The organism is Streptomyces sp. 7N604 (assembly GCF_052245475.1).
Lineage (GTDB): Bacteria > Actinomycetota > Actinomycetes > Streptomycetales > Streptomycetaceae > Streptomyces.
Map to the genome: position 1 here is coordinate 14,462 of NZ_JBQQBX010000038.1, position 17,554 is coordinate 32,015.

At 73.2% G+C, this 17,554-nt stretch carries 18 protein-coding genes; 10 read left to right on the forward strand and 8 right to left on the reverse strand.

Annotation, left to right across the window (positions count from 1 at the left end):
- Positions 1-38: 38 nt before the first annotated feature.
- The 4 genes from ACTWP8_RS32440 to ACTWP8_RS32455 all read left to right on the forward strand — a co-directional run bounded on the left by ACTWP8_RS32440 (position 39) and on the right by ACTWP8_RS32455 (position 3,591).
- The gene (locus ACTWP8_RS32440) at positions 39-1,244 is read left to right on the forward strand and encodes a geranylgeranyl reductase family protein (protein WP_443325657.1); all 1,206 of its coding nucleotides are present in this window, start codon (positions 39-41) and stop codon (positions 1,242-1,244) included.
- 91 nt (positions 1,245-1,335) lie between these two features.
- Positions 1,336-1,560, forward strand: coding sequence for a TetR-like C-terminal domain-containing protein (locus ACTWP8_RS32445; RefSeq protein ID WP_443325658.1), 225 nt, complete (start codon positions 1,336-1,338; stop codon positions 1,558-1,560).
- A 106-nt stretch (positions 1,561-1,666) separates the two neighbouring features.
- Positions 1,667-2,929, forward strand: coding sequence for a sensor histidine kinase (locus ACTWP8_RS32450; protein ID WP_443325659.1), 1,263 nt, complete (start codon positions 1,667-1,669; stop codon positions 2,927-2,929).
- Positions 2,926-3,591, forward strand: a complete 666-nt coding sequence (locus ACTWP8_RS32455; RefSeq protein WP_443325660.1) for a response regulator — start codon at positions 2,926-2,928, stop codon at positions 3,589-3,591. The genes ACTWP8_RS32450 and ACTWP8_RS32455 overlap by 4 nt, the downstream gene beginning before the upstream one ends.
- Positions 3,592-3,752: 161 nt before the next feature.
- Here ACTWP8_RS32455 and ACTWP8_RS32460 read toward each other — a convergent pair whose 3' ends face one another.
- Entirely contained in the window at positions 3,753-5,237 is a 1,485-nt protein-coding gene (locus tag ACTWP8_RS32460; protein ID WP_443325661.1) for an MFS transporter, read from the reverse strand.
- A gap of 86 nt (positions 5,238-5,323) precedes the next feature.
- Here ACTWP8_RS32460 and ACTWP8_RS32465 point away from each other — a divergent pair, with 86 nt between their 5' ends.
- Entirely contained in the window at positions 5,324-5,743 is a 420-nt protein-coding gene (locus ACTWP8_RS32465) for a MarR family winged helix-turn-helix transcriptional regulator (RefSeq protein ID WP_443319144.1), read from the forward strand.
- Between the two features lie 30 nt (positions 5,744-5,773).
- Here ACTWP8_RS32465 and ACTWP8_RS32470 read toward each other — a convergent pair whose 3' ends face one another.
- The 3 genes from ACTWP8_RS32470 to ACTWP8_RS32480 are packed head-to-tail and all read right to left on the reverse strand — an operon-like array spanning position 5,774 to position 8,385.
- Positions 5,774-6,262, reverse strand: a complete 489-nt coding sequence (locus tag ACTWP8_RS32470; protein WP_443325662.1) for a DUF4442 domain-containing protein — start codon at positions 6,260-6,262, stop codon at positions 5,774-5,776.
- A gap of 55 nt (positions 6,263-6,317) precedes the next feature.
- Positions 6,318-7,082: a maleylpyruvate isomerase family mycothiol-dependent enzyme gene (locus tag ACTWP8_RS32475; protein WP_443325663.1), complete on the reverse strand. Its 765-nt coding sequence runs from the start codon at positions 7,080-7,082 to the stop codon at positions 6,318-6,320.
- A 10-nt stretch (positions 7,083-7,092) separates the two neighbouring features.
- Positions 7,093-8,385 (reverse strand): MFS transporter, encoded by a 1,293-nt coding sequence (locus ACTWP8_RS32480; protein ID WP_443325664.1) that lies wholly within the window; start codon positions 8,383-8,385, stop codon positions 7,093-7,095.
- 17 nt (positions 8,386-8,402) lie between these two features.
- Between ACTWP8_RS32480 and ACTWP8_RS32485 the strand changes: the two genes are divergently transcribed.
- From ACTWP8_RS32485 to ACTWP8_RS32500, 4 genes are all read left to right on the forward strand, one after another.
- Positions 8,403-9,629, forward strand: a complete 1,227-nt coding sequence (locus ACTWP8_RS32485; protein ID WP_443325665.1) for an ROK family protein — start codon at positions 8,403-8,405, stop codon at positions 9,627-9,629.
- 164 nt (positions 9,630-9,793) lie between these two features.
- Positions 9,794-10,072, forward strand: a complete 279-nt coding sequence (locus ACTWP8_RS32490; protein WP_443325666.1) for an SHOCT domain-containing protein — start codon at positions 9,794-9,796, stop codon at positions 10,070-10,072.
- The gene (locus tag ACTWP8_RS32495) at positions 10,069-10,827 is read left to right on the forward strand and encodes an ABC transporter ATP-binding protein (RefSeq protein WP_443325667.1); all 759 of its coding nucleotides are present in this window, start codon (positions 10,069-10,071) and stop codon (positions 10,825-10,827) included. Before ACTWP8_RS32490 ends, ACTWP8_RS32495 begins: the two co-directional genes overlap by 4 nt.
- The gene (locus tag ACTWP8_RS32500) at positions 10,824-13,442 is read left to right on the forward strand and encodes an ABC transporter permease (RefSeq protein ID WP_443325668.1); all 2,619 of its coding nucleotides are present in this window, start codon (positions 10,824-10,826) and stop codon (positions 13,440-13,442) included. Before ACTWP8_RS32495 ends, ACTWP8_RS32500 begins: the two co-directional genes overlap by 4 nt.
- 31 nt (positions 13,443-13,473) lie before the next feature.
- Here the strand turns inward: ACTWP8_RS32500 and ACTWP8_RS32505 are convergent, their stop codons facing one another.
- Positions 13,474-14,136, reverse strand: coding sequence for an ATP-binding protein (locus tag ACTWP8_RS32505; protein ID WP_443325669.1), 663 nt, complete (start codon positions 14,134-14,136; stop codon positions 13,474-13,476).
- Positions 14,137-14,368: 232 nt separating this feature from the next.
- Positions 14,369-14,710: a hypothetical protein gene (locus ACTWP8_RS32510; protein WP_443325670.1), complete on the reverse strand. Its 342-nt coding sequence runs from the start codon at positions 14,708-14,710 to the stop codon at positions 14,369-14,371.
- 242 nt (positions 14,711-14,952) lie between these two features.
- Here ACTWP8_RS32510 and ACTWP8_RS32515 point away from each other — a divergent pair, with 242 nt between their 5' ends.
- Positions 14,953-16,077 carry a PLP-dependent cysteine synthase family protein gene (locus tag ACTWP8_RS32515; RefSeq protein WP_443325708.1) on the forward strand — a complete coding sequence of 375 codons (1,125 nt, stop codon included), beginning with the start codon at positions 14,953-14,955 and terminating at the stop codon, positions 16,075-16,077.
- Positions 16,078-16,096: 19 nt separating this feature from the next.
- Here the strand turns inward: ACTWP8_RS32515 and ACTWP8_RS32520 are convergent, their stop codons facing one another.
- Both ACTWP8_RS32520 and ACTWP8_RS32525 read right to left on the reverse strand, forming a co-directional pair.
- On the reverse strand, positions 16,097-16,591 hold the full coding sequence (locus ACTWP8_RS32520) for an SRPBCC family protein (RefSeq protein ID WP_443325671.1): 495 nt from the start codon (positions 16,589-16,591) through the stop codon (positions 16,097-16,099).
- A 58-nt stretch (positions 16,592-16,649) separates the two neighbouring features.
- On the reverse strand, positions 16,650-17,501 hold the full coding sequence (locus ACTWP8_RS32525; protein WP_443325672.1) for a DeoR/GlpR family DNA-binding transcription regulator: 852 nt from the start codon (positions 17,499-17,501) through the stop codon (positions 16,650-16,652).
- Between the last annotated feature and the right edge of the window lie 53 nt (positions 17,502-17,554).

The following is a 17,554-nucleotide window of genomic DNA, read 5'->3' on the forward strand; positions in this document are numbered from 1 at the left end:
GCATGCGGACGCCAGGGCGAGCGGGAGCGGAAGCACAGGTGAGCAGCGAGAACGCAGGGCAGGACAGCGAGCCGGTCTGGGACGTGGTGGTGGTCGGGGCCGGTCCCGCGGGCGCCTCGGCGGCGTATGCCGCGGCCGTCGCCGGGCGCCGGGTTCTGCTGCTGGAGAAGGCGGAGCTGCCCCGGTACAAAACCTGCGGCGGCGGCATCATCGGTCCTTCGCGCGACGCGCTGCCGCCCGGCTTCGAACTCCCGCTGCGCGACCGGGTGCACGCTGTGACCTTCTCGCTGGACGGCCGGCTCGCCCGTACCCGGCGCTCCAAGTACATGCTCTTCGGGCTGATCAACCGGCCCGAGTTCGACCAGCGCCTGGTGACGGCGGCGGAGGACGCCGGGGCGCGGGTGCGCACGGGCGTGACCGTCTCCAGGGTCGAGCAGCACGGGCCCTCGGTGCCTGACCGGCGTACCGTCGCCGTGGTGCTGAGCGACGGCGAGATCGTGCTGGGGCGCGCGGTGGTCGGCGCCGACGGAAGCGCCAGCCGCATAGGTGCACACGTCGGGGTGAAGCTCGACCAGGTGGACCTCGGGCTGGAGGTGGAGATCCCGGTTCCGGCGACGGTCGCGGAGGACTGGGCGGGCCGGGCGCTCATCGACTGGGGGCCGATGCCGGGCAGTTACGGCTGGGTGTTCCCCAAGGGAGACACGCTGACGGTCGGGGTGATCTCGGCGCGCGGCAACGGCGGCAGGACCAAGCGCTACCTGGACGATTTCATCGCGCGGCTCGGTCTCGCCGGGTTCGAACCGAGCATCTCCTCCGGGCATCTGACGCGCTGCCGGGCCGCCGACTCGCCGCTGTCGCGCGGCCGGGTGCTGGTCTGCGGGGACGCGGCCGGACTGCTGGAGCCGTGGACCCGCGAGGGCATCTCGTTCGCGCTGCGCTCGGGGCGGCTCGCGGGGGAGTGGGCGGTACGGATCGCCGAGGCGCACGACGCGGTGGACGCCCGCCGCCAGGCGCTCAACTACGCCTTCGCGATCAAGGCGGGGCTGGGCGTGGAGATGGCGGTCGGGCGGCGCATGCTGCAGGTCTTCGAGCGCCGCCCCGGGCTGATGCACGCGGCGGTCACAAGCCTCAGGCCGGCGTGGCACCTGTTCGCGGAGATCACCCGTGGTCAGACCACGCTGGCCGAGATCGTACGGACGAGCAGGCTGGCCCGGCGGGCGCTGACCGTACTGGACCGCTCCTGAGCCGTTCTGGCCGCTCCCCGATCGAGGTCATCCTCGACGCCCACGCAGCCGGCGTCTTCCCCGTGCCCGATCTGCCCCCGCCCCCGAAGCGGTGCTGCGGGACGCCGAGCGCCTCCGTAAACAGCTGGACACCCGGCTGCCTGTCCCCGTCCTCGCCGAGGTCGTGGCCGCCTGGGCCGAACTCTTCGGCGTGATCAGCTTCGAGCTCTTCGGCCAGTTCAACCGCATGATCGACGCCCGCGACGCGTTCTTCGACCGAGCAGTCGCCCGGCTCGCCCGCGCCGTCGGGCTCACCGACGGCGAGGCCGGCCGGTAGGCCGACGCGGCGCCCGTCGGCCCGGCGAGCTACTCCGCGGGGAGTACGTGTGATCGCCACGCCCGGCTGACGCCGTACAAGGACGGCCCGGTCTAGCGTTGCCGGTATGACCGAGGCGAGGGACGAGACGCGGGGCGTGCGGGCGTGGCACTGGTGGCGGTCCCAGCCCGCGTCCCGCCGCCTGCCCTGGGTGTCCTCCCTCGCCGTGGCCGTCATCCAGATGGGCGGGACGAACTTCGCCGCGGAGAACCAGCCCGGCCGGGCGTCGCTGGACGTACTCGCCCGCCTGCTGCTGCTCGTCGGGCCGGTGCTGCTGCTCGTACGCCACCGGTACCCGCGGGTCGTGGTCTTCGGTGCCGCCGGCGCGGCGATGCTCTACCTCGGCGCCGGCTACCCGTACGGCCCGATCTTCCTCAGCGTGGCCATCGCCTGCTTCGCCGCCATCGTCGCGGGACACCGCTGGGCCGCCTGGTCGGCCGTGGGCATGCTCTGGGCCGGCCATGTGGTCATCGCCCACTGGCTCTACCGCTGGCTGCCCCCCGGCGACGACGGCCCCATGCCTTGGGAGCAGGAACTCGGCGGCGCCGCCTGGGTGGTGGCCGTCATCGCCGCCTCCGAGCTGGGACGGGTGCGCCGCGAGCAGATGCTGCGCGAGCGCGCGGAGCGCGAGGCGGCGGAGCGGCGGCGCCGCGACGAGGAGCGGCTGCGGATCGCCCGCGAGCTGCACGACGTCCTCGCGCACAGCATCTCCGTGATCAACGTCCAGGCGGGCGTCGGACTGGCCCTGATCGACCAGGACCCCGAGCAGGCCCGGACCGCGCTGACGACCATCAAGGCGGCCAGCAAGGAGGCGCTCGGCGAGGTCAGGCAGGTCCTCGACACCCTCCGCGCGCCCGGCGACGCACCGCGGTCGCCCGCGCCCGGCCTCGCCCGGCTGCCCGAGCTGACGGAGCAGGCGTCGGCCGCCGGCCTGGACGTGGAGGTAGCCGTCGAGGGCGTACCGACCGGCCTGCCGGCCGGTGCCGACCTCGCAGCCTTCCGCATCGTCCAGGAAGCCCTCACCAACGTCGTACGGCACTCGGCCGCCCGCACCGCGCGCGTGCTCCTGCGCTACGAGCCGCGGCAGTTGGAGATCCGGGTCGACGACGAAGGGCCCGCGGCCGAGCGCGGGGCCGAGGGCGGCGACGTGATCAGCGGTGGAGGCAGGGGCCTGGTCGGCATGCGGGAGCGGGCGGCCGCGCTGGGCGGCACGGTCGAGGCGGGGCCGCGCCCCGGCGGCGGTTTCCGGGTCCTGGCCCGGATCCCGCTCGGACCCCCGGGTACGGTGTCCGAGGCCCCCGGCGGGGCCCCGGAGAAGGAGGCGCCGTGATCCGCGTACTGCTCGCCGACGACCAGCTGCTGGTCCGCGCCGGGTTCCGCGCACTGCTCGACGCGCAGCCCGACGTCGAGGTCACCGGGGAGGCCGCGGACGGCGGACAGGCCCTCGACCTCGTCCGCGAACTGCGCCCTGACGTCGTGCTGATGGACATCCGGATGCCCCAGCTGGACGGCCTGGCGGCCACCCGCAGGATCACCGCGGACCCGGACCTGAAGAAGGTCAAGGTGGTCATGCTCACCACCTTCGAGCTGGACGAGTACGTCTTCGAGGCCATCCGCTCGGGTGCCTCCGGCTTCCTGGTCAAGGACACGGAACCGGACGAACTGCTGCGCGCCGTACGGGCCGTGGTCGGGGGCGACGCGCTGCTGTCGCCCGGGGTGACGCGCCGTCTGATCGCGGAGTTCGCGGCCCGCTCGAAGGAGCCGGCGGCCGCCGAGAGCCTCAGCGAGCTGACCGAGCGGGAGCGGGAGGTCATGGCCCTGGTCGGGATCGGCCTGTCCAACGAGGAGATCGCCCGCCGGCTGGTGCTCAGCCCGCTGACCGCCAAGACGCACGTCAGTCGGGCCATGGTCAAACTGGGCGCCCGCGACCGGGCCCAACTGGTCGTCCTGGCCTACGAGTCGGGGCTCGTCCGCCCCGGCTGGCTCGGCTGAGCACAGCGCGCGGCCCGGGGGCGCGGCCGCGAGCGCGGCCCGGACCGTGGGACGGAGCGCGGCACGTATCGGCGCGGGGGCCGCAGTCCACCACCCCTGTCGGCGGACTGCGGGCCCGGCCCGGACCTTCGCGCGGACCTCTGAGAGGCCCCGCTCCCGGCTCAGTCGTGGATCCTGACCCGCTCGGCGTCGGCCTTCTCCTGGACGGACTTCGCCACCACGATGGTGTGCTGCCGGGGGCGCCGCGTCCGCAGCCCGCTGAGCGTGATCAGCAGCCCCGCGAGGGCTGTCGCCGTGACCACGGCCAAGCCGGGCCGGAAGCTGTCGAGCACCTCCTGCGGGGATCCGCTCTCCGCGCCGGCCGCCGTGACCACCGCGGTGACGATGGCCAGGAATATCGCGCCGCCGACCTGGAACGAGGTGTTCAGCAGGCCGGAGACCATACCCTGCTCATGGTCCTCAACTCCGTTCGTCGCCTGGATGTTGAGCGAGGGGAAGGTCAGTGCGCACGCCGCGCCGAGGAGCAGCATCGACGGCAGGATCACCGCCGCGTACTGCGCGGTCAGGCTCACCCGGAGGAAGAGCGCGTAGCCGACGACGAGCAGGGCGAACCCGACGGCGATGACCCGCGGGGTGCCGAACCGGTCGACGATCCCGCCGATCTTGGTGGAGGACAGGGCGACCAGCACACCGGCGGGCAGGAACGCGAGCGCGGTCTGCAGTGCCGACCAGCCCAGCAGCGACTGCATGTACTGAGTCACCAGGAACTGGAAGCCGATATAGGAGCCGAAGAAGGTGGCTATGCCGAGGTTGGCCCGGATCTGGTTCCCGGAGCGCAGCACCCCGAGCCGTATCAGCGGGTGCGCCGTGCGCTGCTCGATGCGGACGAAGACGGCGAGCAGTGCGGCGACGGCGAGGAAGGACAGCAGCGTACGGGGTGCGACCCAGCCGGTCTCGGGTGCCTGGACGACGGTGAAGACGAGCAGCAGCATCGCCGCCGTGCCGGTGAGGGCGCCGGGAACGTCGTAACTGCGGCCGTCGGACTCCCGGGCGCTGCGCGGGAGCAGCCGGAGGCCCGCCAGCAGCGCGAGCAGCGCGATCGGTGCGGGCAGCAGCATCGTCCAGCGCCAGCTCAGTTCGGTGAGCAGCCCGGAGAGCACCAGGCCCATGGAGAAGCCGGTGGCGGCGCAGGTGGTGTAGATGCTCAGGGCGCGGTTGCGCACCGGTCCCTCGGCGAAGGTCGTGGTGATGATCGAGAGGCCGGCAGGCGCGGTGAAGGCGGCGCTGAGGCCCTTGATGAAACGGCTGGCGATCAGCAGCGGGCCGGAGTCGACGAGGCCGCCGAGCAGGGACGCGGCCGCGAAGACGCCGAGGGCCACGAGGAAGACGCGGCGGCGGCCCAGCAGGTCGGCCGCCCGGCCGCCGAGCAGCAGCAGTCCGCCGTAACCGAGGATGTAGCCGCTGACGACCCACTGGAGGGCTGCGGTGGACAGGTCGAGGTCGTCGGCGATGGACGGCAGGGCGACGCCCACCATCGAGACGTCGAGGGCGTCGAGGAACATCGCCGCGCAGAGCACGAGCAGAGTGCCCCACAGGCGCGGGCTCCAGTGCGTCTGCGAGGAGGGGACGTCGGTCGGAGTGGTCATGCGCAGCAGACTACATGCACACGCATTGAGTGCAAGCGCATTTAATTCCGATGCAACAAAGCCGGATTTTCTGGTACCGTACGCCCATGGCTGCCAAGAAGGCCGAGCGCGTGATCGTGGAGGAGTGGCGGGACATCCTCGCCACCCATGCCCGTATCGTCTGTGCACTCGACCGCGAGCTGCACGAACACGGCATCGGCGCCAGTGACTTCGAGGTTCTCGACATCCTCGCCGAGGGCTGCCCGGCGGACGGCGGGCCCGCCTACCGGGTCCAGGAGCTTGCCGACCGCGTCCACCTCAGCCAGAGCGCGCTCTCCCGCCTCATCGGCCGGCTCGAGAAGGACGGCCTCGTCGAGCGCGTGATGTGCAGCGAGGACCGCCGGGGCGTAAAGGTCCTTCTCACGGACGCCGGCCGCGCGCGCCACGCCGAGGTGCTGCCGCTGCAGCGCGCCGTGCTGGCCAGGGCGCTCGCCGGACGGGCCGGTGCGGCGGCGACGGAGGCCTAGCCCAGGCCTGGCCCAGGCCCAGCCCCAGGCCTAACCCTCTGTGGAATCGGGCACCTTGGGCTGTTTGCGGCGTACGTAGAGCTGCTTGCGCACGCGCGCCACGACCGCGCCGTCCTCGCCCACGATCTCGCATCCGAACCACGGCAGCGCCCTGCCGCCGTCGGCCGTCTCCCGGCGGATCTCCTCCAGCTGGTCCTCGGACAGCTTGAACTCGGCGAACACGTCACCGCGCCCCGGCGCCACGAACTCGATCTCCCCGGCCTTGTCCCAGACCACGTAGTCCCGGCCGAGGCTGTTCATGGTGAGCAGCATCCAGAACGGGTCGCTCATCGCGAACAGCGAGCCGCCGAAGTGCGTGCCGACGTAGTTGCGGTTGAAGGGGCCGAGCCGCAGCCGGACCCGCGCGCTGCTCCAGTCGTCCGCGATCTCCAGCACCCGCACCCCGGAGAAGAGGTAGGGCGGCCACCAGTTCATGGCGCGGCGCAGCCGCGCGGGGGTGAACGACCGGCGACGGGACATGCGGCCAAGCTAACACGGTGCGTTACCTGCCAGTAATGCCAGCCTGATGCCAGCTTCAGCTGAAGACGACCGCCGACGTGTCCCGCCACAGCCGCGCCGGCCCGGCGTCGCCGTTGACGTCCAGGTCCTCGTACGGCAGCCGGTTCCACAGGGCGAGGTAGACGTCGGCGGCCGGCCCGGAGATCTCGCAGTCCGCGGGCCCCGCGTCCGTCCGCTCCGTACGGGGCGGGCCGTCCGACAGCCGTACGGTCCACACGCCCGCCGCGTCCGCCCGGTCGGTCGTCCGTACACGAAGCGTGCACGGCGTGGCGCTGCGCACCCGGCTGCGCTCGCGCGCGTGGAAGCCCGAGAGCAGCTCGTCGATCCCGTCGAGCGCGAAGCCGGTGGCGATGTCCGTCGCCATGCCCCCGGCCTTGCCCCCGAGCGCGGCCTCGGCGTCCACCCGGTGCACGGTGGTCTCGTGAGCCTGCCGCCTCGCCCAGAAGGCGAGCGGTGACGGCGCGGGCAGGAAGGCCCAGCACTCCAGGTCGTCGGGCGCGGTCAGCAGGGTGTCCACCAGGGTCCGGTGGCCGTCGCGGAACCACTCCAGCAGCGCGGCGCCGTCCAGTTCGGGTTCGGGGTCGGGCCGCCGCGGCCGGGTCAGGCCCTGGGCGACGAGGACCGTCCCCCACCGGTGCACCGTCCCCGTGTGCCGGAGGAGGTCCCGTACCCGCCAGCCCGGGCAGGTGGGCACCTCCGCGTCCGTACCGGCCCGTTCTGCCGCGTCCGCCAGCAACGAACCCTCCGCGCGCAGGACTTCGATGAGCTTCGCCGTCTCCATACGGCGGATGCTATCCGCGAGCCCCCGCGGTGCGCGCGCCGTACGCGACCAGTGCCGCCACGCCCGCGAGCACAGCGACCGTAGTGAGGGCGGTGGGCAGCGAGAACCAGTCGGCGAGGAAGCCGATGGCGGGCGGGCCGAGCAGCATGCCGCCGTAGCCGAGCGTGGAGGCGGCGGCCACCCCTTGGGGTCCGGCCAGGGCACCCGCCCGGCCGATGGCCACGGGGAAGATGTTGGCGAGGCCGAGGCCGGTGACGGCGAATCCCGCGAGCGCGAGCCAGACCGTCGGGGCGAGCGCGCCGAGCAGCATGCCCGCCGCGGCTGTCGCGCCGCCCGCGACCAGCGCCCGCGTCTGGCCGAGGCGTTCGAGAAGCGCTGTCCCGGTCAGCCGGCCGACGGTCATCATGAGGGCGAAGACGGAGTAGCCCGCGGCGGCGACGCCCGGGTGCGCGCCGAGGTCCTGCTGGAGGTGCAGCGCGCCCCAGTCGGCGAGCGCCCCCTCCCCGTACGCCGTGCACAGGGCGATCACACCGAAGACGGCGACCAGTCGGCGGGTACGACCCGCCAGGCGGACCCCGGGGGCCGGGGTCTGCCCCTGCGGTTCCGCCCGTGCGGGAACGGGACCCTGCGGTTCCGCCCGCGCGGGAACGGGCCCCTGCGGTTCCGCCCGCGCGGGAACGGGTCCCGGCGCCGGGTGGGCGAGCAGCGCACGACCCGCTGCTCCGGCGACGAGCAGCCCCGCGGCGGTGAGCAGCAGCAGGTGGCGGGCCGGGGAGAGGGAGCCCGCCAGCAGTCCGCCGAGCCCCGCGCCGAGCATGCCGCCAAGGCTGAACGCCGCGTGGAAGCCGGGCATGACAGGTCGCCGCAGAGCGGCGACGAGGTCGACGGCCGCGCTGTTCATCGCCACGTTGAGGGCGCCGTACGCCGCGCCGAACACCAGCAGCACGAGGCCGAGCGCGAGCGCCGAGGAGGTGAGCGGGGGCAGCGCGATGCTCAGCGAGAGCAGCACGCCGGTGGCGACGGTGACGGGGTGGCTGCCGAGGCGGCCGCACAGCCGTCCGGTGACCATCATGGTCGCCACCGCGCCCGCCGACACGCCCAGCAGGGCGAGTCCGAGATCGCCCGCGGAGGCGCCGGTCTGCTCCTTGATCGCAGGGATGCGCACCACCCAGCCGGCGAAGAGAAAGCCGTCGAGGGCGAAGAACGCGGTCAGGGCGGTACGGAGGCGGATCAGGGCGGGGTCCGCGACCGTGTCGCGCCGTCCCCCCGGAAAGGCCGTCCGTGTTTTGTTTAGGCTCGGCACAAAGTCAGAATAGGGGTGTGACCCAGACTCGGACAACACGGCTGGAGAGAGGCCGCAGCGCCCTCGGCCCTGCCCTGGAGCTCGTACACACCGGCCGGGCGCCGACGCGCGCCGTGCTGACGGCGGAGCTGGGCGTGACCCGCGCCACCGCGGGCGCCGTCGCCGCCGAACTCGAGCAGCTCGGGCTGATCGAGGTCGACTCGCGGCCGGGGGCCGCCGCCGGATCACAGGGCCGGCCCTCCCACCGGCTGGCCATCGACCCCGCGGGGCCCGTCGTGCTCGCCGCGCAGGTGCACGCCGACGGCTTCCGCGCCGCGCTCGTCGGCCTCGGCGGCCGGATCGTCGCCACGGCGCCCGGCTGCATGACCGTGCCTGCCGACCCCGTGCACGTCCTGGCCGCGGTCGTGGACGCCGGGGCGGAATTGCTGCGCGACAGCGGTCGGCGCTGCCTCGGCGCCGGTCTCGCCGTCCCCTCGGCGGTCGCCGAGCCCGATGGCACCGCGCTCAACCCGCTGCACCTGGCCTGGCCCGCGGGCGCTCCGGTCCGCGAGATCTTCGGCGAACGCGTAGGGGAGGCGGGCGTGTTCGGGCCGTCCGGCGCCGTGCGTACCGCCTTCACCGGCAACGACGTCAACCTCGCCGCTCTCGCCGAGCACCGGCACGGCGCAGGACGCGGCGCGCGCGACCTGCTGTGCGTGGCGACCGGGCACCGCGGCGTCGGCGGCGCGCTCGTCCTCGACGGGCGGCTGCACACCGGCAGTTCCGGCCTTGCCCTCGAAGTCGGCCATCTCACGGTCAACCCGGAGGGCCGGCCCTGCCACTGCGGCAGCCGCGGCTGCCTCGACGTCGAGGCGGACCCGCTCGCCTTCCTCACGGCGGCGGGGCGCGAGCCGGGCCCGGAGGTGTCGCTGCTCCAGCAGGCCAGGGACCTGCTCCGCACGGAGTACGACGACGCCGGCGTACGGGGCGCGACCGAGACGCTGATCGACCGGCTCGGCCTCGGCCTGGCCGGGCTCGTGAACATTCTCAACCCGGACCGGATCATCCTCGGCGGGCTCCACCGCGAGCTCCTCGAGGCCCATCCGGAGCGGCTGCGCGCGGTCGTCGCCGACCGCAGCCTGTGGGGGAGGAGCGGCGGCGTGCCGATCCTGCCGTGCACGCTCGACCACAACAGCCTGGTCGGCGCGGCGGAACTGGCCTGGCAGCCGGTGCTCGACGATCCGCTGGCGGCGCTGGCGAACTAGCGGACTGGCGCTGTGCGCGGGGGCGGTTCGTGGGTCGGGGCCGGGGTGGTTCAGCGCCGCTCGTACTCCCGCGGGAGCAGTTCATGTGACGACCCGTGTACGACGACGCACTCCTCGCCCCGAACGACTCTCGGTAGCAGACGCATTGCTACCGAGGAGCTGAGATGAACACCCTGGCATACGGCGGGCCCGGCCCGTGGATTCTGTTCTTCCCGCTGTTCTGGGCGGCCGCCGTGGCAGGCGCCGTCATCGTGCTGCGCCGCACCGTCTGGCGCGGCCGCGGGCGCGGCCCGTGGCAGAACCGGCCCGTCCGGGACGACAACTCGCCCCTGGCCGTGCTGGGCCGCCGCTTCGCGTCCGGCGAGATCGACGAGGACGAGTACTGGCGCCGGCTCTCCGTCCTGGACGAGGAGTTCGGCCGCGGCAAGGGCGGTGCGGCATGACCGCCCCCGCTGCCCGCGTCGTGGACGCCGTGAAGATCTACGGCGCGGGGGACACGCAGGTACGGGCTCTGGACGGGGTGACCGTCGACTTCCCCGTCGGCCGGTTCACCGCGATCATGGGCCCGTCCGGTTCCGGCAAATCCACGCTCATGCACTGCGCGGCCGGGCTCGACACCCTCACCTCCGGTGCCGCCTTCATCGGCGGCACCGCCCTGAGCGAACTCGACGACCGCGAGCTCACCTTGCTCCGCCGCGACCGCATCGGCTTCGTCTTCCAGGCCTACAACCTCGTACCGACGCTGACCGTCGCCGAGAACATCACCCTCCCGCAGGACCTCGCCGGGCGGCGCGGCGAGACCGAGTGGACCGACGCCCTCATCGATGTCGTCGGGCTGCGGAAGCGACTGCACCACCGGCCCAGCGAGCTGTCCGGCGGCCAGCAGCAGCGCGTCGCTGTCGCCCGCGCCTTCGCGGGGCGGCCCGAGGTCGTCTTCGCCGACGAGCCGACCGGCAACCTCGACTCGCGATCGGGCGAGGAGGTGCTGCGGCTCCTCGGCCGGACCGTACGGGAGATGGACCGCACGGTCGTCATGGTGACCCACGACCCCGTGGCCGCGGCCCACGCCGACGAGGTCCTCTTCCTCGCCGACGGCCGGCTCGTCGACCGGATGGCCACGCCCACGGCGGAGCGCGTGCTGGACCGGCTCAAGGCGTTCGACCAGCACTCCGGACAGGTGAAGGAGCCCGTGACATGAGTGCCGCCCGCGCCTCACTGCGCATCAGCCTGGCCTCGCTGCGCGCCCACAAGCGCCGCTTCGCCGGCACGTTCCTCGCCGTCCTGCTCGGCGTCGCCTTCCTCGGCGGCACCCTGGTCATGGGCGACACGCTCCGCGCCAGCTTCGACACCATGTTCGGCAACGCCGCGCGCGGCACGGACGCGGTCGTGCGCAGCGCGGACGTCATCACCGTCCCCGGCGAGGGCCAGGGCACCCGGCAGCCCGTCGCGGCCTCTCTCGCCGAGGACATCGCGAAGGTGCCCGGCGTCGCTGCTGCGGTGCCGGGCGTGCAGGGCGCGGGCCAGCTCGTGGGCAGCGACGGCGAGCCGGTCGGCGGCCAGGGACCGCCCACCTTCGCGGGCAACTGGATCGACGACCGGCAGCTCAACCCGTACCGGCTGGCCGAGGGCCGGGCGCCGGATGCGCCCGGTGAGGTCGTGATCAACCGGGGCGCCGCGAAGGCGGGCGGCCTGGAGATCGGCGACCGGACCGTGCTGCGCACCCCGGACCCGGTGCGGGTGACCATCGTCGGTCTCGCGACCTTCGGCGGAGGGGACGGCATGGGCCAGGTGACCTTCACCGGGATGACCATGGCCGACGCCGAGAAGTACCTCGTCCCGAAGCCCGGCGAGGCGGCGAGCATCCTGGTGCGCGCCGGTCCCGGCACCGGCCAGGAGGAGGTCGTCGACGCGATCGGGACCGTGCTGCCCAGGGACGTTGAGGCCATCACGGGCCAGGAGTCGACCGAGGAGAACCTCGACCTGGTGACCGGCCAGTTCCTGACCCTCTTCACCACTCTGCTGCTGGTCTTCGCCGGAATCGCGCTCCTGGTCGCGACCTTCAGCATCCACAACACCTTCGCGATCGTCGTAGCCCAGCGCACCCGCGAGAACGCCCTGCTGCGGGCGCTCGGTGCCTCGCGCCGCCAGGTCGTCGGCTCGACCCTGACCGAGGCCGCGGCCGTCGCGGTCGCCGCCTCCCTGGCCGGGCTGCTCGGGGGCATTGGCATCGCGGCGGGGCTGCAGGCGCTCTTCCCCGCGGTCGGATTCCCCTTCCCCGAAGGCGACCTGGTGATCAGCGGGCTCTCGCTCCTGCTGCCGCTCGTGGTGGGTGTCGTGGTCTGCATCGGCTCCGCGCTGCTGCCCGCCGTCCGGGCGGGCCGGTCGGCTCCGCTGGCGGCCCTGCGCGAGACGGCCGTCGACCTCCCCCGGCTAACGCTGGGTGGGGGTACCCCCAGCGGTAGCTGGGGGAGTGCCCCCACCGGCGCCTCACGGACCCGGGCGGTTGCGGGCGCGGCGGCCCTCGTCCTGGGCATCGCCGTGACCGTGTTCGCGGTGGCCTCGGGCCCGTCGGTCCTGGGGACCGCGGCCGGAGGGGTGCTCACCCTCGGCGCGTTCGTCGTCCTCGGCCCGGTCACGTCCTCGTACGCCGTACGGGTTCTGGGCGCGCCGCTCGCCCGGCTGCGCGGCGTCAACGGGGCCCTGGCCGTGCGCAACGCCCTGCGCAGCCCGAAGCGTACGGCGGCCACCGCCACCGCCCTGATGATCGGGGTCGCCGTGGTGTCCCTGTTCACCGTCTTCGGCGCCTCGCTGAAGGCGACGATGGACCAGACCGTCAACCGGGCCTTCGCGGGCGATGTCGCCGTGAGCGCCCCGGCGTTCGGGGCCGGGGGCAGCGGGCTCAGCGCGAAGCTCGCCCCCGCCCTGGCGGAACTCCCCGAGGTGGACACGGCGGTCGGTCTGGGCCGCGGCGTGGCCGAGGTCGACGGCGGCGGGCGGCAGTTGACGGTCACCGACCCGGCAGCCCTCGCGCGCGTGCTCGACCTCGGCTCGGTTGACGGCTCACTGAACGGCCTCGGCCGCACCGGTCTCGCCGTCTCCGAGGACGAGGCGGACAAGCGCGGCTGGAAGCCCGGCAGCACCGCACAGCTGTCCTTCAGCGACGGCGCACGGCAGACGTTCACCGTGCGGGCCGTCTACGGGCAGGCCGACCTGGCGGGCGACTACCTCGTCACCCGCGAGGCCTGGGCCCCGCACCGGGTGCAGGACTCCGACACACTCGTCGCCGTCGGCTTCAAGGACGGCGTGCTCGCGGCCGACGGGAAGGCGGCCGTCGAGAAGACCGCCGGCGCGTACGGCAACCCGGAGGTGCAGACCCGCGGCGAGTACGCCGAATCCTCGGCGGGCGGCGTCGACATGATGCTCACGCTCGTCTACGCCCTGCTCGCGCTGGCCGTCGTCATCGCCCTGCTCGGCATCGCCAACACTCTCACCCTCGCCGTCCACGAGCGGACCCGCGAACTGGGCCTGCTGCGCGCCGTCGGACAGACCCGCGCACAGCTGCGCGCCATGGTGCGCTGGGAGTCGGTGCTGGTGGCGGCGTTCGGCACGGTGGGCGGTCTCGCGCTGGGCGGCTTCCTCGGCTGGGCACTGGTACGGGCCTCCGACAGCGCGGGGACCAGCGCCTTCGCGGTGCCGCCGGTGCAGCTCGCCGTAGTGGCCCTGGTGGGTCTCGCGGCCGGTGCGGTCGCGGGCTGGCGCCCGGCGCGCAGGGCGGCGCGGCTCGACGTGCTGCAGGCCGTCGCCACCGAATGACAGGCCCGGCGCGTGGCACCGAAGGGCCCGGTCACCCCACGACGGTCGGCCGGGCCCTTGCCGTGGCGGGTTCCCGCTCCCGGGGCTGCTCGCGACGTACGGGCGCGGCGGGAACGGGATCGACGGCAACGGGATCGACGGCAACGGCGTCGACCGGGCCGCGGGCCGCGGCGGGCGCGGGTGTGCGCACCGGGTGCGGCGAGCGGGAGGGCACCGGTGTGGGGAGGGCGACGGACGTCTGTGCGACGGCAGGGGTGGACGTCTGCGCGACGGCAGGCGCGGACGTCTGCGCGACAGGGGCGGACGCCTGCAGCGTGAACCAGACGACCTTTCCGCCCTCGTCGTGCGGCCGTACGCCCCAGCTCTCGCTCACCGACGCGACCAGGGTCAGGCCCCTGCCGCCGACGTCGGCCGACTCGGCGCGGCGCAGGCTCGGCACCCGGGGATCGCTGTCGCGCACGGAGACGGTCAACCGGTCCAGAAAGAGATCGATCTCGACGCGGCACTGCTTGTCCGGCTCGGCGTGCCGGTGGACGTTGGTGAGAAGCTCGGTGACCCCCAGCGCCGCCGAATCGATCAAGGGATCGAGATGCCAGTAGCGCAGCTGCGCCGAGACGATCCTGCGGACCTGGCCGATCCGCGACGGCAGGGCCTGGAGCTCCACCGTGCAGTGCCTGCTTGGCTTGCTGATCACGGCCGACTCCCTGATGAGGCTCGGAAGACAGAACGCACCCAACAGTGCTGACCGCAGTGCCGGCTGCTGTGTCCGGCGGCCGGTTCGAAGCGTAACCGCCGGTGAACCCTCAGTTACGTCACTCCAGAGTGAACCCGGCTGGGCGCATGCGCAACTCGTGCAACCACAGAAACTTCAGAAACCGTGGTAACTGCGGCAACCGGCCTGGCGGTTCGGGACAGCGGCACCGGCGTCAGGTGCGTGCCGCGCGCCCGCCGGCCGTCCGGACCGCATCGAGGAACTTCCGGACCCAGGGCCGGCCGGACGCGCCGGGGGAGGGGGCGCTCGCGGGGTCGCTCTCGCCCGGCGTGAGGAGATAGCGGGTGCCGTTGACGGTGGCCAGCGCCCCGTCGCGGCCCGCGAACCAGGGCTTGCCCGCCCGCACCAGATGGACCGGCGCGCTGTCGATCTCGCTGCCGTAGCTGGTCAGCAGCGTCAGCCTGCCGTCCCGGATCTGCACCTGGCCGGCGCGGGTGAGCGAGCGCAGCCCGTGCTCGATCCGCACCCCGGTCGCCGTGAACTCCGGCTCTGCCATGCTGCACCGCCCCCTCGACGGGAATCCCACCGGCTGACTGCTGCGGCCACGCCGCCATTGTCCTCCTGCTGCGCAGTGTGCCCGTGGTCGGTCCCGGGCACCAGTGCGCCCTTATGATCGAAATGACCGGGCAGCACCGTCCGGGCGCAGGTCAAGAGCGGATCAAGACGTGTGCAGGACCAGATGCAGGACCGGACCCAGGTCCGTATCAGGACACCTAAGGAGCGGCGCCGGTGAGCACCATCGAGCGGCAGCAGGCCGGCGGCGCGGCCGCGACCATCGACGTGGACCGCACCGATCCCGAGTACCGGGCGTGGCTGAAGGAAGCCGTCCGCAAGGTCCAGGCCGACGCCAACCGCTCCGCCGACACCCACCTGCTGCTCTTCCCGCTGCCCGAGGAGTGGGGCATCGACCTGTACCTCAAGGACGAGTCCACCCACCCGACCGGCAGCCTCAAGCACCGGCTGGCCCGCTCGCTCTTCCTCTACGGGCTGTGCAACGGCTGGATCCGGCCCGGCAGGCCGGTCATCGAAGCCTCCAGTGGCTCGACCGCCGTCTCCGAGGCGTACTTCGCGAAGCTCATCGGGGTGCCCTTCATCGCGGTGATGCCGCGCACGACCAGCCGCGAGAAGACCCGCCTGATCGAGTTCCACGGTGGCCGGTGTCATCTGGTGGACGACCCGCGGACGGTGTACGAGGTCTCGGCTCAGCTGGCCGCCGACACCGGGGGCCACTACATGGACCAGTTCACGTACGCCGAGCGGGCAACGGACTGGCGCGGCAACAACAACATCGCCGAGTCGATCTACCAGCAGCTGCGCTTGGAGCGCTATCCGGAGCCCGCGTGGATCGTCGCCACGGCGGGCACCGGCGGCACCTCCGCGACCATCGCGCGCTATGTGCACTACACGCAGTACGACACCCTCGTCTGCGTGCCGGACCCGGAGAACTCCTGTTTCTTCGAGGGCTGGACGACCGGGAACCCGGACGTCTCCAGCGACTGCGGATCGCGCATAGAGGGCATCGGGCGCCCGCGCATGGAGCCGAGCTTCGTGCCCGGTGCGATCGACCGGATGATGAAGGTTCCGGACGCGGCCAGCGTCGCCGCCGTACGGGCCCTGGAGCGGGCCATCGGCCGCAAGGCGGGCGGCTCCACCGGTACCGGGCTGTGGAGCGCGCTCAAGATCGTCGCGGAGATGGTGGCCGCGGGGCGCACGGGCAGCGTCGTGACCCTGATCTGCGACCCCGGCGACCGCTACCTCGACAAGTACTACTCCGACGCCTGGCTCGAAGAGCAGGGCCTGGACATCACGCCGTACGCCGCGGCGATCGATGCCTTCCTGACGACCGGCACGTGGCCGGATTGAGCCCCATGACCAGGCCGGACTACCGGGCCGGGCCGGGGCCGGGCGGGGCCGCGGCGAGTCGTCGGTCCAGGGAGCGGACCGCGCCGCGGAAGGCGTGTCCGATGCCGGGACGGGCGAGCCGGACCGCGGCGCGCAGCAGGGCCGTCCCGTCCACGGCGAAGGTGTACTGCACCCGGGTGCCGGTGCGGGAGGGCGTCAGCCGCCACTCCTCCAACAGGGCCCGCAGACCAGGGGCGTTGGTCCGGTCGATCCGGTAGGCATAGCGCTCCGCCGGGTCGGCCGCCACGATCGTCTCGAGGAAACGGGTACCGCCCCTGAGGCGGATCTCGCGGCCCCTGCCGTCCTCGGTCGGCCGGGCGTAGGTCACCGCGCCGTACCACTCGGGCCAGCCCGAAACGTCGGACAGCTCCCGGAAGACGGCCTCCGGCGGGGCGGCCGCATCCGTGGTGAACACCAGCCGCAGCGGGGCGGACGCGACGAAGTCGAGCGTGACGGGGCGAAGCGGGTGCGCCACAGGCTCACACCTCCGGGGGGAGTCGGCCGGCGTCGAAAACACCCTAGCTAACGCACCGTCAGATGTCTGCGGCCGCTTCGACTTCCGCCTCCCCCGCGACCACCAGCTGCGCGAGATGCTCCTTGATCTCCTCCCGGGCCTCGCTCGGCAGCCCGCCGTCGGTCACCAGCGCGTCCACCTGGTCCAGCGAGGCGAACGAACTGAGCCCCACCGTCCCCCACTTGGTGTGGTCGGCGACCACCACGACCCGCCGCGCCGACCGCACGAACTGCCGGTTCGTCTCCGCCTCGGCCAGATTCGGTGTCGAGAGCCCGGCCTCCACCGATATGCCGTGCACGCCCAGGAACAGCACGTCGAAGTGGAGCGAGCGGATCGCCTGGTCCGCGACCGGTCCGACCAGCGAGTCCGACGGCGTACGCACCCCGCCCGTCAGCACCACCGTGGCCGACCCGGGCCCGTGCACCTTGCCGCCGCGCGCGGCCGCCCGCTGCGCCGTGTGAAAGACATCCGCCACCCGCACCGAGTTCGTCACCACCGTCAGATCCGGCACATCGATCAGATGGTGCGCCAGTGCGAACGTCGTCGTGCCGCCCGACAGCGCGATCGCGCTGCCCGGCGCCACCATCGGCGCCGCGGCCCGCGCGATGTCCTCCTTCGCCGTCAGCTCCAGGCTGGACTTCACCTCGAAACCCGGCTCGTGGGTGCTCGCCTCGGCGACCGGCACCGCCCCGCCGTGCACCTTCTCGATCAGGCCCTGCCGTGCCAGCGCGTCCAGATCCCGACGAACCGTCATGTCCGACACCCTGAGCTTGCGGGTCAGCTCGTTGACCCGCACCCCGCCCCGGCGCCTGACCTCGTCGAGGATCAGGGCCCGCCGCTGCTCCGCGAGGAGATTCTGGTTGTCGTTCACCCCGGCCCGTCCCTTCCGCCGACTGATCACCCCGGCCGTCCGCGTTCATCCTC